Here is a 16,797-nt window from a genome sequence, read left to right on the forward strand (position 1 = left end):
TAAAGGGAAATATAACTCTACACTTTACTCACAATGATACAAAAAAGAAGACACTCTTCTAAAACAAGTTAAGTCCCTTCTTCCTCACCGCTTCCTTCATCCAAATACCCGATTAATCGTTCTGAATAATCAAAAAGAAAATCAATTAAATTCCATATAGACCCATTACTGGTTAAAATGTTATAATGGAATTACCCTACATAGTTACTCATAGCCAGACTGAGGAACTAGCGTCTTATTAAGTAATGCGCATAACTAAAATAAAAAAGACACTTTACGGTGTCTTTTTTATTTATATTCATTGCAATTATCTCTTTTATAAACAAACTCTATCAAACAGTAAAGGAGACAAACAGATGGAACATCCTGTTACAAGAGAATTACGTTTTATACGGGTATGTCTTATCATTTTGATTATTGTCATTGCATTCTGGGATCGTGAGAAAACTGTGGAAATTACTGATCACGGTAGCGATCCTATTTTAAACACCAGCAATATGACCCAAGTTGGTGAGAATACATTTGCATACAAAGACGAATCGAATCAAATTAAAATATTTAAGTTTAATCCAGATACAAATGAAATAAAATTAATAAAAGAGTTTTATGCTAACGAATATTAATTACATGAATTAAATAATTCAAATCTGTAGAAGACACTTTAAAGTGTCTTTTCTTTATGAATTACAAAGTATGAGGACCCAAGCCATTAGCTACAATTACGACTAAGGCTTTTACTATATAAAAAATAAAACATAGTAAGAATAGAATACTCAATTAAATTATTTTTCACTTCACAAACTACATCCAAAAAGTTGGATAACTTCTTTTACTACTCATATTATTAATGAATAAAGCAATAACTACAATAACAACGGAGCCAATTAAAACTGGTGTTACTAAATAACTCCAACTATTTGCCCCTAAAATAACGATAATCGGATCGGCGCCTGCCGGAGGGTGCGTCGTTCTCGTTAACATCATAACGGCTATTGCCATCCCCACCGCTAAAGCAATTGTCCAATATTCATTCCCAAACAAATGATATATTGATAGACCAATGAAAGTTGAAATCAAATGTCCTCCAATAATATTACGCGGCTGAGATAATGGCGCATTCCAAACTCCAAACGCTAATACACAACTCGCACCAAATGGAGCCATTAATAATTCTGTAGAGGTTATGCTCGTTAAATATGTTAAGGTAAGAATTGTTAAAAATCCCCCTAGTAGTCCCGTTAAAGAGTCCTTTACATTTACTTGTAATGGGCTTCTTCCTTTCCCTTTCATTTTTGTAAAATATCGTACACTTATTGGTTGAGGATCTTTCTGCTTAGTTGCTGTTATATTATCCATCGTTCTCCTCCTTTATTTACCAACAATTATAACCCGGCATAACTAACCTATAAATATTAATTTAAGGGGTTAGTTTTAAAATACAAAAAAAGAATCAACTGTTATAAGTTGATTCTCTAAACTTCCTCAAATTTTCGATCCTGAAATTTTGCTACCTTTTTCCGGTTCCCACATATTTTCATAGAACACCATTTTCGTTTTCCACTCTTATCTATAAATAATAAAACACAGTCAGGATTTGAACACCTTTTAAGGGAAATAAGCTTATTTTCTGCTATTAACGTTAAAGCGTCAAATGCAATTAACGATGCGAGTACATCCTCGATTTCTCCAACTGGGATAGATACTAGCTGCTGTTCAATGATTTTATATGTAAATGGTGCCTTCTCAATTTGTTTTTCTAAATACGTAATAAAATCATTAGAAATTTCTTGCTGATCAGCAATTGCCTCAAACTGTTTTCTCAATACTTCTCTTACCTCTAATATGCTAGATGTAACTTGATCCATTCGCTTCTGAATTCCTATAAGTGTTTTTTCATTCCAAAAAGGAAGATTAACCTTTATTACATGTAGCCATTCTAATACATCTTCATCTGTTATTAATAAATCATAACGTTGTCCACGCCTAACTAACTCTGTATTTACTAAATCTAATGAGAGATTTCCCGATATAAGCGGGAATTGTTTTGTTTCCTGCATGTACTCATCACCTTCTCTTTAAATAATCATATTCCAAATTAATACAGAAGTACAACTTTTTTATAAACTACAAAGTATGAAGATTAAGGCCTTTAGCCATAATTACGACTAAAGGCTTTTGGTATGTAAGTAAATGAAAAAGGAGCTAATTTTATGGAACATAATAAAAATGGAGTGCTTGCTTTAATTGTTTTATTTTTAGGATTAGTGTTTTTTGTTAGTGGAATGGTTTATCATTTATGGGGCTCATTTTAATTTCAACTTTTAGACAGATAAATAATTCGAATCAGAGAAACGCACAAATCTTTCCCTTTTCCTTCCAAAATCAATATAATAAGATATAAAATGTAATACATATAAAGACAAATATATATAGCACTCATTAAAAGTGCTTCTATTTTGGAAGGAAGAAACAAACGATGAACAAAAAGTTATTAGCATCATTATTATGTAGCACATTCTTGTTTGGAGTATCAGCTTGCAGTTCACATGATACGCCTGCGAAAAATGAGCAGGCGACTTCTAAAAAAACAGAGAATGACAAACTTAGCAGCAAGGATCCGCAAAAAGAACTTCCTACCAATGTAGATTCCTCTGATGTATACATGTCAATGAGATCTGCCGAGTCATTAGATGTTCTAGGGACTGGAGAAGTTAAAGCACAAGGTGTCTTTAAAGTATTAGACATCGCCGTTTATAATCGTAAAGAAGAACCCATTACACTAGATATTAACAACTTTAAATTAATTGATGGATTTGGAAGAGAATATCACATTTCCAATGAATATCAGTCAGTACTTAAAGCTGCAAATATCTCCACATTCAAATTTAATATTGTTAATCCTAATGAAAGTTCGGAAGGAAACATTGTATTTGATGTACCGAAAAACACGCAAGGATTAACTTTAAAAATTAATAATGATAAGTTAGATAAAGAACTCCAATTAAAAGTGGAATAGGCCAATAAATGCGTCTCCCTTAACATTCTCTACTGACATAAAAAAGTACAGTCTTTTCTACAGCAGACTGTACTTTTTTATTTATCATTTCACATAACATTCCCTAATTTTTTTGACTAGATGCTCTCCAATCACGAAAAGATGTTGGGCGTCCAGAAAAAGCTCTTTGCTTTGTAACAGATGGTTTTTCTTCAGGAGTCATTGTTTTTTCTTTAAGAGTCGCTGGTTTTTCTTTAAGCGTCACTGACTTTTCTTCAAGAATAGTCACAGCTGTTTGCATTTTCTCTAACTGTTCTTTCAACAATTGTTGTTCAATCTTTAAATCCGTAAGTAAACGTAAAATCATCTCAGAATTAGCCATAAGATCCTCCTTCCCCCAATACACAGAATAAAATACAATATGTAGAAGACAAAATTCCGGTGACAAAAATAAGATCGTCAACTCTTTTTAACTTCCAAAATCCTTTTATTTTTTTAAGGACCTGCTCCATTCACCCTTAAAAACATAAATTAAATTAAATCCATTAATAAATGGTCTTTATGGAAGGAGGAGTTAATATGGGCTATGGAGGTAGTTGTGGTGGAGGCTGTGGTTTCGGCGGCGGATTTGCCTTACTTGTTGTGCTCTTCATCTTATTAATCATCGTTGGCGCTAGCTGTTGGGGCGGCGGATTCGGCTGCTAAGGAGAGGCACTCTTGAGAGTGTCTTTTTTTGATATGTGGCTCGTATACATATTGTTCAAATCTATATATTTTTTTAAAATATATATTTAAAGCATATTTCTCAATGAATAAAACAATTTAACATGGTAAAATAATAGTTGGATGGGAGTCCAATATATTATTAAAATTAAGATGGTTCAAGTCGAAGGAAGGCACCTTAGGGTGTCTTTTCTTTATGACTTCTATCATCAACAAAGGGTGATACAAACTATTACATATGTTTGTACCACCCTTTATTGATGCGTTTAGACTTCACAGTTGTTGAAGTTTTAGACTTCTCCCTTAGTGTACCCATATTATTAGAACATCCTGTAATCTGTAGACAAAATGTAGCTAATAAAAACAATATTAATAATTTCTTCAATAAATCCTCCTACATGCATAAAACACGATATGTTACAAAACAAACATAACATCAACCCTTTATAAAAACAATATAATCCTCGGTCCTTAAGCTATCTCTTAACATAGGAGTACCGCTACATATTCATCAAGCTAAGATTTTAAAATATCCTTTACTTAAGGAATTTGTAAGTATCAAGTAAGAAAAACGAGAGCTTTGTTTCGTATAATCAAAATATAAAGTGAAGGAAGAAAGATTATTTCTGGGATTAATATGCATGTGACAAGAGAAGAAAGCTACGTTTTTTTAGAATAATAATATGAGTATGTCCAAGTTTTGGAGATTGCTTGCAAATATTTTGAAGTTTTCGCACCAGAATTCTAATTACCATACCTGTTTTGTACCATCACGTATTGGAGGTTAAAACATGAATAAAAAAAAGAAAATACAAAGATCAGTACTTACCTTTCCCCTACTCTTTTCTTTAGGCGTTTCATCTTTCCCGCTTACAACAACTATTCACGCAGATACACGCGAAGAACAATCTGCTGAAAAGAAACTAGTCTCTTTAACGGAGCGTACATCATTATTTTTTGAATATCTCCAGCAAGGTAAGTATGCAGAGACACTACAGTTGACGTCTACTGCTTTTCAATCCAAGTTTACAGCAACCACATTACAAAACTGGTGGACACAAAGTGGCTGGAGCGGGATAAAAAGCATGGGAACCCCCGTGATAAAAGAACGAAACTTGGTCCATCAGACGGTAGAAATTCCAGCAGCTACCGAAGGAACTACCATACCGCTACTCCTTAAATTCACACCTGGCGGGAAAGTAGATGAAATTGGAGAAAGGCCACCCGAAGAATCTTATACCATCCCACATCCTAGCTATGATCAACCTGACTCCTATCAAGAACGTGAAATCGTCATTGGAAATTCTACCTATCCGTTACCAGCGACATTAACAGTTCCGAAGCATCAGCGTGGTGAAAAGGTACCCGTCGTTGTTCTTGTGCATGGTGCTGGCATCCATGATCGCGATGCTACCTATTTGGGAACAAAAATCTTACGAGACCTTGCGGTGGGCCTTTCATCCAACGGAATTGCAGTGTTGCGCTATGAAAAACGTACCTTAGAACATGCATTAAAGATGAGTGCAGAACCTGTTACATTAGACCGTGATACTACAGATGATGCCATATATGCAGCAAAGTCAGCAGCGCAGCAGGAAGGCATTGATCCAAATAATATTTTCATTCTCGGACATAGCCAAGGAGCTGGCACAATGCCGCGTATACTGAGCAAAGCGCCTTCCTCACTTGTTCGAGGAAGTATCTTACTCGCACCACCTGCACGCCCTTTGACTGACATTGCCATTGATCAGTATGAATACCTTGGGAAACCACAGGAAGAAATCGATGAACTAAAAAGACAGGCTGCTTTTATTCAGGACCCTACTTTCAATCCTGACCATCCTCCAGCTGGCTACAATTTTGGGTCACCTCATTTTATGTATGATGTTTCTAGGTGGCGTCCAGTTGAAGAGGCAAAATCACGAAAAGAGCCTTTACTCATTCTGCAAGGAGCACGTGATTATCAAGTAACAGTAAAAAATGAATATACAAAATGGCAAGAAGGGCTTGCAAACCGCAGGAATATTCAGTTCAAAAAATACCCGAAATTGAATCATTTCTTCACGGAGGGTGACGGGGAATTAAGTCTTCCTAGTGAATACGAAATCCCTGCTAACGTTCCCGAATACGTCATCCAGGACATTATTACATGGGTTAACGAGACAAAAAAATAAGAAAACATCAAAAGCCTTCATGCAATCATCATTGCGTGAAGGCTTTTTGAAACTAGTGATTCAGAGATAGCTATTATAATGCATCAAAACGAAAATTATATTTTTCTACGTACTAAATAAAACGCTAAGGAACCCATAATAACAGGTGCAACGAAGTCAAAGAAATATGAAAAAGAAAAATTAAAAAGAAAAAGAAATGGTATAAGTGTATAGATAACTGCTAGTCCTATAAATAAAGGAATTCCAAATTGAAACTCTCGACATCGTTTAATTTTCCTATATAAAACTTCCCCAATTAGACAAGCTATAAGAGCTGGTATACTACCATAAGTGACGATAGTTTTTATGAACCCCTGTAAAACGTCTGGGTGAATAAAGCTAGGATTAAAAATATATGAAATTAAGAACCATCCAAAAATAAAAGCAAATAGACTTGCAGCATAACTAACTACAAATTTTATCAAAGTAAGCAACGTAATCATCCCCATAATTCCCTAATATTATCTTCATTGTATCATTTTCTCTTAAAAAGACTCCAAAAGGATATACTTGCCCTTCAGTTGTCTTTTTTAACGCTTGTTCAAGACGTATTTTTTGATGTTATGTTGTATAAAAAACTTTTGGGAGCAACCTGTTCGAAAAATTGATAAAGAATAAGCGATTGAAGGATGAAAACAGAAGACTACAAGGAAAACTGTATGAACAAATATAATGAAACAAGGCTCTTACTTTGTAGCGGTATCCACGAAGTAAGAGCCTTGTTTTTTCTACTCATTTTTTATATCAGCCTTGATTTTCCGATGGAAAGGCACAGAAAATCTACTACAGAAGGTGTGATACCTCTAGGATTAACAAATTCTTTAAATTTCTGTATATCCCTCTACTTTTGGAATGTGCCTCTAATTCAGCGCGAACTTGTATTGTATCCGGATCCATTTTTTCTAAAGCATGTTCAGAATATTTACGAACATTGATTTCAAGTTTTTAAAACTCATTTATTGTAACTGTAAAATGTGGCTTGAATTTTACTTCGATTGTTTTGTTTTCTACGCCACCTTGGACATATAATGAGTCATTACGGGTATAGATTCGTTTCGCCGAATGCATCTTGGTTTCAAAGATGCGTTTATTTTTATAATACAAATTTAATTCCACAGTTTCCTCGTAATAACACATAATCATTACTAATTCAAAACCTAATTTATCTATTTTATTATATCTATATGCACCTGCACCTGGAATAAAATAATCTTCTGGTTCACTCTCGAATATTTCTAATAATTCATATTCATCATATTGTATATTCAATTTAACAACTCCTTACGTGAATGGGCTCAATCCACTTTATTTATAATATTCACGATTTATTAGGTACAACGGATACAACATCGCCATTATCATTCAATACGACTCTAACATCTTTCCCATCGTATTGCCATAGACCAGGTTTATTTCCGGGTTTTTTAGTAGCATGCTTAATTGTTTCTTCTACTACACTTGGTGTTACACCACGTGGATCAACTTTTTTTAATTACTCCATGTATTCTTTTGATCCGAATGTGTAACCATTCCTTTCAGCTCTTTCACGTGCACGCTTTGTAAGTTCTGCTCGAACCTGAATTGTATCAGGCGCCATTCTTTCAAGCGCATGTTCAGTATACTTACGCCCATCAATGACGCCGCCAGCATTCCGAAAAAATCACGCTAAGCAAAAAATATAATAAGCTGTCGATATAGACAGCCCTTTACATAATTATCGTTATTGGAATCAAAATAAGCTTACACATCCAAGTCGTTGATAATAGCTAATATTTGATGATCTGTCCATTTGCCATTAATCCTTATATTTTCTTTCGCTATACCTTCTTTTTTAAATCCCACTTTTTCTAATACGCGAATAGATGCTATATTATCAAGCATCGCTCCTGCTTCAATTCTATGTAGCTTTAATTCCCTAAAAGCAAAATCTACAACAAGTTGAAGAGCCTCTGTTGTATAGCCCTTTGTATTATGCTCCTTATCCAAAGTAAAACCCGTATAACAACTTTGGAGGTCTCCCCTAACAATTTGAGTTAATGAAATGCCTCCGATAAGTTTATCATTTTCTCTTAAAAAGATTCCAAAAGGATATACTTGCCCTTCAGCTGTCTTTTTCAGAGCTTGTTCGAGACGTATTTTTTGATGTTCTTCTGTATAAAAAACTTCTGGGAGCAATGGACAAACTCGCTGAAAAAATTCGCGATTTCTAATATGTAAGTTAGCTAACTCGTTAGCATCATCAGTTTTATAAAGCCGAATATAAATGTGCTTCCCTACTAGTTTCATAACATCCCTCCAACCTTTTTATATGTCTAATGAGGAAAAAGTATACCGTATACTATATACAGTTGGATAATATCAGGAAGCATTTTGCACGAAAGAAAAGACACTCTATATGAGTGTCTTTTCCAATAGTTTTTAGCAGAAGCAAGAAGCTCCAACGATGATTAATAAAATGAATAACACAACTAATAAAGCAAAGCCTCCCGAGAAGCCACAACCGCCACAACTACCACCATAACCCATAATAGTTCCTCCTTTAGATAAGAGGGGAAAACTAAGGTTCACTCATGTATTTTAATGGATTCGTTTCATCTTATGTTTTTCCGCATTGATTGAGCAGGTCCTTTCGAAAACTATTCACATATTAACTATATTTTTAAAAATGAATAATTTAACTATATCAATAAATAGATTAATTAATATAATGTATTAATTCTAAAAGAAGGGAGGAATAGCCATGCAAGTAGTTTGTTTTAAAATAGTAAGTGGTCAGTATTTCTTATTTGTAGAAGGTATTCAAATTCCTGTACCAATTCCAGCAGTTGCTGCAGCTTTATTAATTGGTTTAGGAGTAATTCCACTTTGTTCTTAATGTAAGGAATTCGGATCATTCCTATCTTTCCATTAGAAAAGCCTCAAGTATATGAATACTTGAGGCTTTCTTTATATTAAAGAAAAAACACCTTACAACGCTTGAAGATCTCCTGATTTAACTAATGCAGCCGTTACATCCTCACCGAAAGTATTGAGACAGAATACTTGCTCGTCTACCGTATCCATCACTGTAGCTTCACCTATCTTGCCACCTTGAAGTTTAATAAAATAGTTATGTTCTTCTAAAATTTTACTAAAATCTCTATTTGCCCATCTTTCAGTAATTGCTAATAGCTCTTCTTTATTCTTGAAATTGTTTCCGTTTAGAATGTTTCTTACTTTCTCTGCATTATTTTTGGACATAGGGGTTGCTCCCTTTCCTTCACACGCTTTTACTTTTTGATGAGTCATGCTATGCATAGCTGAAATCACTTCTTCTTCAGTAGAAGTTACTGTAATGTGAAGTTGTGCATTTGAGCCTTTCACTTCTGCTTCATTCGAGAGTATGTCTTCTTTATTAACCTCTGCAAAAACATGGTCCTCACTCTTAAGCGGGACTTCAACAAACTGTAACATTCCATAAGTCATACCAGTTGCAAGTACTACTCCCCCTATAATAGATGCTAGCCAATACGTTAGCTTCTTGTCCATCTTCATTTCCCCTGTCTTCGTTTAAATATCTTAACTAAAGAATACCATATTTAATTCCTTTTTATTGAAGAATCTCTAATTTTTACTATAAAAAACGTACAAATCTTTTAATGCAAATATAATAACTTTATAATCATGACTATGCCTATTCTCATAACAGAATCTATATACGATGTCACTAAATCATCTGGTGAACTATTAGTTATTGGTACGGCTTTGCATCCTTATTCTCAAAAAGGATAATTATTGTACATACCAATTCTTATGTATGAAGACACCCAAAACAAGTGTTACGAAAAAAATATAAAAAAGACATCTTTTCTAGGGAAAGATGTCTTTTTTATATAAACCTTAATGTTCGTTCTGTAAAACCCTCGCTGCCTTTACTCCTTCTTTCTCTTCTTTTAAGAATAACGATACGATAAATGCAACAATAATAAAGATTAACCCAAGTGCAAATGCACCTTGGAATCCTGACGTTAAACCGTTTAACTTCTCTACTGGATCCAGTGGATTTGCGGAGCTTTCCATATACTTAGTTGTTCCTGAAGACATTTTCGAAATAAAGATAGCTGTACCAATTGCACCAGCTACTTGTTGCAACGTATTAAACAGTGCTGTTCCATGCGGATATAAATCTGGTGTTAATTGATTTAAACCGTATGTTTGTGCTGTCATGACAAACATAAGTCCAACCATTAATACGCTATGCATAATAATAATTTGTAACATTGATGTATCAGGAGTAATGCCTTTAAATAAGAACATTGCAATCCCTACTAACACAATGCCGGGAACGATAATAACTTTCGGACTAAATTTATCAAATAGTTTACCTGCAATTGGTCCCATTATAGCGCTAATAACACTTCCCGGAAGCATGATGATCCCTGACTTAAAAGCTGTAACGAGTAAAACTGTTTGCAGGAACATCGGTAATAAAGTCATCGTTGAAAATAACGACATCATCACAATGACAATTAATCCGACTGATAATGTAAACATCGGAACTTTAAATGCGCGTAATTCTAAAATTGGATTCTCAATTTTTAATTGTCGAACGACAAAAATACATAATGAGATAAGCCCAACAATTAAAGCGCCATATACTTTCGCATCGGACCATCCTAAATCACCTGATGCACTAAAGCTATACACAAATCCGCCAAATCCTAATGTCGATAAAAGGATAGATGGGTAATCTACTTTTGGCCTTGTTAACTCTGAAACATTTTGAATGTACTTTATCCCAATCATAATTGAAATGATCACGATAGGAATAACAATATAGAATAACCAGCGCCAATTTAATGAATCCACAATTACTCCAGATAACGTAGGACCAATTGCCGGAGCTGCCATCATCACAAGTGCGATTAATCCCATTGTCGCACCACGTTTTTCAGGTGGACAAATGATTAAAATCGTATTCATTAATAACGGTGTAATTAACCCCGTCGCTACAGCTTGGACGATACGGCCAATTAATAAAACGGAAAATGTCGGTGCGAATCCCGCAATTAATGTACCGACTAAAAACGTTACCATAGCGATCAAAAACATTTGTCTCGTTGTGAGCCATTGCTGAAGTAATGCTGTAATTGGAACTAAAACCCCAACTACTAACATGTATGCTGTAGAAAGCCATTGAATCGTTGAAGCCGTTACGTCAAATTCTTTCATTAATACCGTTAACGCATTTCCAAGTAATGTTTCATTTAATAATGCAACCATTGCACCTAAAAGTAATGCAATTAAAATGGGGGTATGTTTCAAATTAGAAGTATCAACTTTGCCACTTGCAGGGCTCTTAGTTGTCATATTCATTTACAGATTCTCCTCCTGTTTCTTACTTAAAAAACTTTAAATATACCTAAACACATGTAATATAATATACATATGTAGATTAAAAAGGGAGAATCAATTTTCAACCACTGTATATTTAATCTACAAAAAAGGAGAATTGTAGATGAATGATAATGAAAAACAACTTGATTTACGTATTAGACGTACACATAAATTACTGTGGGATTCCTTATTTGAATTAATGACGCAATCAAAACAGAAATATAGTACGATCACGATTAACCAAATATGTGACCGTGCAATGGTACACCGAACAACCTTTTATAAACACTTTGAAGATAAAGATGCTTTATTAACATTTGGATTTAAACGATACGGCAAGATGATTGCTGAAATACCGGTTTCAGATCGATTAAGTAAACCATTTCAAGTAATGGAACAATTCCTACATCATGAAGAACTCGGTAAAATATTAGAAACGCAAATGTCTGATGAACAATTTATTACCCGTACACATTATTTAAGTCACGAAACGAGAAAACAAGAAATAGAAGCATTAAATCAACTTTGCAAAAACCATACGATACCAAATGATTTAATCATTGAGTTTTATTCAGGGGCAATCACCTCATTAAGCACATGGTGGTTTAAAAATAAAAAAAGCGTTTCTGCTGCTGAAATGGATAGGTACCTCCACCAACTTATTAATCGGGATATTTTTCAGTTTGAAAAGGAATAAGACTACACCTTTTCAATCATGCAATCAAATTGACCACAAAATAGGAATATGATATATTTTCCGTAGAATACTATATAAGTATGACATCAAATAAAATGGCATATAATAAAAAGAAGAGATGCGCTAACATCTCTTCCTTAACTGCTACCGTATAGGGTGGTGGTTATTATACGTTATTATTTTTTACGAAACCCACCCTTTTGCTTCCTACGGCGCGGAGTGGGTTTTTTGTTGTCCTTACCCAGAAGTTGCTTCCGCAAAAAATACGCTGAAACTTCACGTACAGTCGCTTTTACAAATTCTTTTACAAGGTCAAACAAAAACTCCATATTATCACCCCCTTTCCTTCCAAATGGAAAGAAGGGATAACCACCCACCCTCACAATATGCAGTTGACTTTATTTTATCAAATGATTGTAAAGATATTATGTAAATAAAACAAATGAAATTTCATATGGAAAAATATGAGTTTATATTTTTTTTCATTCTCTTCACTTAGATTTTCTTTTTAGATGCTATCTTCAAACAAGGTAGCATCTAAAAAATGTTAAAAGGAATCTCTCCTTAGTATCTTCTTATACTCGATGTAGTTTGCATACTTGACCTTTTCTACGTTCTTTAATTACTTACTGAATATAGTCATACAGATTTTTCGCTAACAATAAACAAGTTACTGTAATGAAAAGAGCACGAACATACCCGCTTCCTTTTTTTATAGCAAATTTGGAGCCAACAATCCCTCCAGCAATTTGAGCAATCCCCATGATAAAACCATACGCATAGTTTACTTGCCCTACATACATAAACATCAACAATGCACCAACATTACTTCCTAAATTAAGAAGCTTCGCATTACCTGCTGCTTTTAAAAAATCATACCCAATAAATAAAAGAGAAAACATTAAAAACGAACCTGTTCCAGGACCTAGAAATCCATCATAAAAACCAATAGCAAAAATAAAAAAGGTAAAAATAATGACGTGTCGACCAGACAATTTCTTATGAGTGGAAATACTACCCCAATCCTTTTTGAATATCGTATAAATAGCGACCGCACCAAGCATAATCAACATCAATGGCTTCAGTACTTCTGGATTCATTAAATGAACGGTCCATGCCCCTATTATGGAACCTATGAAAGTAAGCGGAACTAATTTAAACGCCGATTTCAAATTAAGATTACCAGAACGATAAAACACAATATTACTAGTTGCACTCCCCATTGTTGATGCTAGTTTATTTGTGGCTACTGCACTTGCTGGATTCAATCCTGTAAATAACAAAGCTGGTAAAGCAATGAGTCCGCCACCACCTACAACTGAATCAATAAATGCAGCTACAAATCCAAAAACAATTAAAATCATTAATACAGATGGGTCTAAATAAAAATCCATACTATTAACCTCCCCTTTAGTCACTATTCGAATAGTAACTAATAATTTGCTAAATGTAAACAGTTATTGTAACGTTAAAATATAAAAGCAAACATCGGAGGACGAAAAAAGTGGACTACATAGTGCAACAGCTTAAAAAAATTGGTTTCAATGAATATGAAGCTAAATCTTATGTATCTCTTGTTAAACAAGGGCCTGTCACAGCCTACCAAGTGAGTAAAGATTCGGGTGTCCCAAGAGCGCGAATTTATGAGATTTTAGGTAACCTTGTAGAAAAAGGCATTGTCATGAAAGAAGAAATAAATGACACCACTCGCTATTCACCTCTACCTGTTGAAATCTTTTTACAGAAGGCGCAATCAGAATGGCAGTCTACATATGAAGGAATAAGTGATTCATTAAAAAAACTAGAAACTTCCGAGGAAAAAACGGATAATCGAGTCATTACTTTAAAAGACAATCAAACAATCATTAGCTATTGTCAGGCATTAATAAAAAAAGCAGAACGACGTATTGTCATTTCAATGTGGGATGAGATGTATGAAGCATTAAAAGAAGATCTATCTGAAGTAGCTGATAAAGTTACAATACAAGGTATTACCCTACATGTTGAAAATCCCATTAAAAATCTAGAAGCCCATCGCATAACACCTTATACAGAAACCTTGTCTACAGAACATTGGTTTATTGTATCGATAGATTCTAAAGAAATGATTTATGGACCATCACTTGCAGAGCGTAATATTGCTTTTTATACAGATGACCCCGTCCATATATACTTATTAGAGGATTATGTATGGCATGATGTGTTAGTAAATCGACTTGTCCGACGTAACCAAGATGATTTGCAGCAGTGGATTACGGCAGAGAGAAAGACTTTCTTTATGGGGAAATAAGAAACATATTCAAGAGCAAATAAAAAATTTTGCGTATTAAACCTAACAACTTCTCCTTACAAAAATAGCCGACTATTATATAGTAAATATTCGGCTATTTTTGTATAAATTTATACAGACGCTGCCATTACCCCAGCGATTAATGAGATAAACGCTTCTCCCACTCTTTTACCTTTTCAATTGTTACATCTAATTTTTTAGCTATTTCTTCTACACTCATTCCTTTAAAGAGCATTCCAGCTGCCGAAAGTGCTTTATCAATTTCTTCTTGCTTCTCTTGCTCATATAAACGACCTACTTTTGTCATCCGTAACCACTCCTTTACCTTTTTATATGCCTTCTTCTATTTTATCATCCAATCTCCACAAACCGCCCAAACTCCTTCAAAAACCTCAGCTTAAAACTCCCCACAGGCCCATTCCGGTGCTTCGCCACATGAATCTCCGTCATCTCTTTCTGCACTGTTTCCTTATCGTAATAATCCTCTCGATACATAAGCATAATGACATCCGCATCTTGCTCAATTTGTCCGGTCTCTCTTAAATCTGATAAAAGCGGACGCTTATCTTGCCGCGACTCTACAGAACGAGATAACTGTGACAGTGCTACTACACAAACATTTAATTCACGTGCTAATAACTTAAGCTTACGAGAAATCTCACTAATCTCTTGAAATCGATTGCCCTTATGCTTCGGATCGCCCGTAATGAGCTGCAAATAATCTACAATGACTAAAAGCTTTTTATCACCGTGTTTCCGCTTTAACTTACGGGTTTGCATCCAAATATCTTGTACCGTAACGCCTGCATTATCGTAAATCTCAAATGGCAACTCACCAATCTCCGCAAACGCCTTACTTACCTTCTCCCAATCTTCCATCGCAAAACGATGCTTCGGATTTTTCAGCCTGCCTCCTGACACTTCACCTACACAAGAAGCCATCCTTTTTAACAATTGCTTACTACTCATTTCTAACGAAAACAATCCAACTGCCGCTCCAGACTTCGCCGCATGTAGTCCAACATTAAGCGCAAACGCAGTCTTCCCCATAGAAGGACGCGCACCAAGAACGACAAAATCACCTTCCTGAAGTCCACACGTCATTTTATTTAACGATGTATAACCAGACTCAATACCAGTAATCTCTTTCACATCTTGATGAAGCTCCTCATACAAATCAACTAACGCATCCTTCAAATCAAACTCACATACAGAGTCTTTTTCCTCTAACTCACAAAGTGCCGTAATCGTCTCACCAATAATTTCCTCATTCTTCTCCGCAATAAGGCGCTCTCCCATCTTGTGCCCGAGAACACCCGCCTGATACATTTTCCAAGCACCTCGAACAAGCCCCTCATAATAAGAGAAATTGCTAGTAGTAGGCACACCATCCATTAACCCTATAAAATACTCCATTCCCCCGATACCCTCTAAAAACTTCGGATCTACCCGAGAAATGAACGTCACAAGATCAATCGGTTGCCCCTCTCCTTCCATCTTTCGCATTAACTGAAATATAGACTTATGTACTGGCATAGAAAAATACTGCTCCGTCAAACGGCACTCCTTAATAAGCTCTCCATCAATTAATAGAGAACCTAGCACCGTCTTTTCCGCCTCCACATTTTGAATACTCATGGCCGCCACCCGCGCTCCGCTAAAAAGCGCTGCAACTCTTCCTCAGATGGCGCATTCTTCTCCCACTCCTCACACCTCGCCAAAAACTCCTCCGTCTCCCCCGTACTAACAGACGACTCCTTCTTCCGAAACTTAGCCGTATCTGCCTCAACCTCACACACTTTCGTAAACCCTTTCCCGTGCCAGCCTCTCAAAATGCCCTTCACATAAGCAACCGTCCGCTTATTATTCTCAAACGCAATTTGAAGAGCCTTCAGCACAAGCTCCTCTGACAAATCTTCCATCCACGCACTCAGTTCCTCCACAGTATGCGGAGACAAACTACCAAAATGTTGCTCATAAAAAGAAAACACGCGACTTCCCGTCTCTTCCTCTATAACCTCTTCTTCCTCTGTCTCCTCACAAATCGGCTCAACATCATCCACAGCCAAATCATCAGGCATACCGAAATGTGCTAAAAGCATCGGAACATTCAGCTCTTCCTCAGTGCACTTCTGAAGAAACATATGTACAAACTCCTTATTCTTCACACCCTTAAGCTCACGTAGCACACACTTCTCCACATTCGTATTCGTCACAGGATTATAACGAAGCCAATTCAAAATGAATAACTCCCGAGTATTCGCATCATACAGAATCTTCCCATAATCAATGAAGCGCTGCACAAGCTTATCAACAGTCTCCCGATTATAACCCGTCTCCATCTCAGCTAACCGCTTCGGAAAAGGAAAAATCCCACACTGCGTCGTCTTCGAACAAGTTAATAAGTAAACATAAAAATACCGCTCCTCCGGCGTCAAATCCAAAACAAAATCATCCTGCCAAAAATTCACCTGCACATTACGATACACCGCCATCCTAATTC

The 16,797-nt window shown here is 35.5% G+C and carries 21 protein-coding genes and 2 pseudogenes; 7 read left to right on the plus strand and 16 right to left on the minus strand.

Annotation, left to right across the window (positions count from 1 at the left end; all coding sequences use genetic code 11):
- Positions 1–356 precede the first annotated feature (356 nt).
- Positions 357–623 carry a YmzC family protein gene (locus IQ781_RS10730; protein ID WP_050252196.1) on the plus strand — a complete coding sequence of 89 codons (267 nt, stop codon included), beginning with the start codon at positions 357–359 and terminating at the stop codon, positions 621–623.
- A gap of 178 nt (positions 624–801) precedes the next feature.
- Here the strand turns inward: IQ781_RS10730 and IQ781_RS10735 are convergent, their stop codons facing one another.
- Both IQ781_RS10735 and IQ781_RS10740 read right to left on the minus strand, forming a co-directional pair.
- Complete coding sequence (locus IQ781_RS10735) at positions 802–1,356, minus strand: HPP family protein (protein WP_000368844.1); 555 nt, start codon at positions 1,354–1,356, stop codon at positions 802–804.
- 116 nt (positions 1,357–1,472) lie between these two features.
- The gene (locus tag IQ781_RS10740; protein WP_001158435.1) at positions 1,473–2,057 is read right to left on the minus strand and encodes a CGNR zinc finger domain-containing protein; all 585 of its coding nucleotides are present in this window, start codon (positions 2,055–2,057) and stop codon (positions 1,473–1,475) included.
- 419 nt (positions 2,058–2,476) lie between these two features.
- On the opposite strand from IQ781_RS10740, the gene IQ781_RS10745 reads away from it, so the two are divergent.
- Entirely contained in the window at positions 2,477–3,016 is a 540-nt protein-coding gene (locus tag IQ781_RS10745; protein WP_065211911.1) for a DUF4352 domain-containing protein, read from the plus strand.
- Between the two features lie 103 nt (positions 3,017–3,119).
- Here the strand turns inward: IQ781_RS10745 and IQ781_RS10750 are convergent, their stop codons facing one another.
- Positions 3,120–3,377 carry a hypothetical protein gene (locus IQ781_RS10750; protein ID WP_000013694.1) on the minus strand — a complete coding sequence of 86 codons (258 nt, stop codon included), beginning with the start codon at positions 3,375–3,377 and terminating at the stop codon, positions 3,120–3,122.
- Positions 3,378–3,574: 197 nt separating this feature from the next.
- On the opposite strand from IQ781_RS10750, the gene IQ781_RS10755 reads away from it, so the two are divergent.
- Complete coding sequence (locus IQ781_RS10755; RefSeq protein ID WP_000540377.1) at positions 3,575–3,700, plus strand: YjcZ family sporulation protein; 126 nt, start codon at positions 3,575–3,577, stop codon at positions 3,698–3,700.
- Positions 3,701–4,509: 809 nt separating this feature from the next.
- A complete protein-coding gene (locus IQ781_RS10760) occupies positions 4,510–5,892 on the plus strand; it encodes an alpha/beta hydrolase family protein (RefSeq protein WP_139846945.1) in 1,383 nt (460 codons plus the stop codon).
- Between the two features lie 95 nt (positions 5,893–5,987).
- Here IQ781_RS10760 and IQ781_RS10765 read toward each other — a convergent pair whose 3' ends face one another.
- The 6 genes and pseudogenes from IQ781_RS10765 to IQ781_RS10785 form a co-directional block, all read right to left on the minus strand.
- Positions 5,988–6,374: a hypothetical protein gene (locus IQ781_RS10765; RefSeq protein WP_000631589.1), complete on the minus strand. Its 387-nt coding sequence runs from the start codon at positions 6,372–6,374 to the stop codon at positions 5,988–5,990.
- Positions 6,375–6,399: 25 nt separating this feature from the next.
- Positions 6,400–6,555, minus strand: a pseudogene (locus tag IQ781_RS10770) (GNAT family N-acetyltransferase); the annotation flags it as partial.
- 321 nt (positions 6,556–6,876) lie between these two features.
- Complete coding sequence (locus IQ781_RS10775; RefSeq protein ID WP_001025898.1) at positions 6,877–7,200, minus strand: hypothetical protein; 324 nt, start codon at positions 7,198–7,200, stop codon at positions 6,877–6,879.
- Between the two features lie 49 nt (positions 7,201–7,249).
- Positions 7,250–7,576 (minus strand): annotated as a pseudogene (locus IQ781_RS28310) (hypothetical protein); the annotation flags it as partial.
- Positions 7,577–7,671: 95 nt separating this feature from the next.
- Complete coding sequence (locus IQ781_RS10780) at positions 7,672–8,217, minus strand: GNAT family N-acetyltransferase (protein ID WP_139846944.1); 546 nt, start codon at positions 8,215–8,217, stop codon at positions 7,672–7,674.
- 132 nt (positions 8,218–8,349) lie between these two features.
- A complete protein-coding gene (locus IQ781_RS10785; RefSeq protein WP_000540375.1) occupies positions 8,350–8,457 on the minus strand; it encodes a YjcZ family sporulation protein in 108 nt (35 codons plus the stop codon).
- 214 nt (positions 8,458–8,671) lie between these two features.
- Between IQ781_RS10785 and IQ781_RS28165 the strand changes: the two genes are divergently transcribed.
- Positions 8,672–8,806: a hypothetical protein gene (locus IQ781_RS28165; RefSeq protein WP_001198456.1), complete on the plus strand. Its 135-nt coding sequence runs from the start codon at positions 8,672–8,674 to the stop codon at positions 8,804–8,806.
- A 92-nt stretch (positions 8,807–8,898) separates the two neighbouring features.
- Here the strand turns inward: IQ781_RS28165 and IQ781_RS10790 are convergent, their stop codons facing one another.
- Both IQ781_RS10790 and IQ781_RS10795 read right to left on the minus strand, forming a co-directional pair.
- On the minus strand, positions 8,899–9,459 hold the full coding sequence (locus tag IQ781_RS10790) for a PRK06770 family protein (protein WP_139846943.1): 561 nt from the start codon (positions 9,457–9,459) through the stop codon (positions 8,899–8,901).
- 351 nt (positions 9,460–9,810) lie between these two features.
- Positions 9,811–11,286, minus strand: a complete 1,476-nt coding sequence (locus IQ781_RS10795) for an MDR family MFS transporter (RefSeq protein ID WP_139846942.1) — start codon at positions 11,284–11,286, stop codon at positions 9,811–9,813.
- A gap of 142 nt (positions 11,287–11,428) precedes the next feature.
- Between IQ781_RS10795 and IQ781_RS10800 the strand changes: the two genes are divergently transcribed.
- Positions 11,429–12,004 carry a TetR/AcrR family transcriptional regulator gene (locus IQ781_RS10800; protein ID WP_000999319.1) on the plus strand — a complete coding sequence of 192 codons (576 nt, stop codon included), beginning with the start codon at positions 11,429–11,431 and terminating at the stop codon, positions 12,002–12,004.
- A 176-nt stretch (positions 12,005–12,180) separates the two neighbouring features.
- Here IQ781_RS10800 and IQ781_RS10805 read toward each other — a convergent pair whose 3' ends face one another.
- Positions 12,181–12,333 (minus strand): hypothetical protein, encoded by a 153-nt coding sequence (locus tag IQ781_RS10805; protein ID WP_000394757.1) that lies wholly within the window; start codon positions 12,331–12,333, stop codon positions 12,181–12,183.
- A gap of 297 nt (positions 12,334–12,630) precedes the next feature.
- The gene (locus tag IQ781_RS10810; protein WP_000348466.1) at positions 12,631–13,398 is read right to left on the minus strand and encodes a TSUP family transporter; all 768 of its coding nucleotides are present in this window, start codon (positions 13,396–13,398) and stop codon (positions 12,631–12,633) included.
- A gap of 110 nt (positions 13,399–13,508) precedes the next feature.
- Here IQ781_RS10810 and IQ781_RS10815 point away from each other — a divergent pair, with 110 nt between their 5' ends.
- Complete coding sequence (locus tag IQ781_RS10815; RefSeq protein WP_065211916.1) at positions 13,509–14,294, plus strand: TrmB family transcriptional regulator; 786 nt, start codon at positions 13,509–13,511, stop codon at positions 14,292–14,294.
- A gap of 139 nt (positions 14,295–14,433) precedes the next feature.
- Here the strand turns inward: IQ781_RS10815 and IQ781_RS10820 are convergent, their stop codons facing one another.
- Genes IQ781_RS10820 through IQ781_RS10830 form a run of 3 tightly spaced genes read right to left on the minus strand, consistent with a single transcriptional unit; the run spans position 14,434 to position 16,789 of the window.
- Positions 14,434–14,601: a hypothetical protein gene (locus IQ781_RS10820; protein ID WP_000169783.1), complete on the minus strand. Its 168-nt coding sequence runs from the start codon at positions 14,599–14,601 to the stop codon at positions 14,434–14,436.
- Between the two features lie 44 nt (positions 14,602–14,645).
- Positions 14,646–15,932, minus strand: coding sequence for a replicative DNA helicase (gene dnaB / locus IQ781_RS10825; RefSeq protein WP_000027308.1), 1,287 nt, complete (start codon positions 15,930–15,932; stop codon positions 14,646–14,648).
- A complete protein-coding gene (locus IQ781_RS10830) occupies positions 15,929–16,789 on the minus strand; it encodes a DnaD domain-containing protein (RefSeq protein WP_050229012.1) in 861 nt (286 codons plus the stop codon). Before IQ781_RS10830 ends, dnaB begins: the two co-directional genes overlap by 4 nt.
- Positions 16,790–16,797: the final 8 nt, after the last annotated feature.

Source organism: Bacillus sp. N447-1 (assembly GCF_022701035.1).
GTDB lineage: Bacteria > Bacillota > Bacilli > Bacillales > Bacillaceae_G > Bacillus_A > Bacillus_A cereus.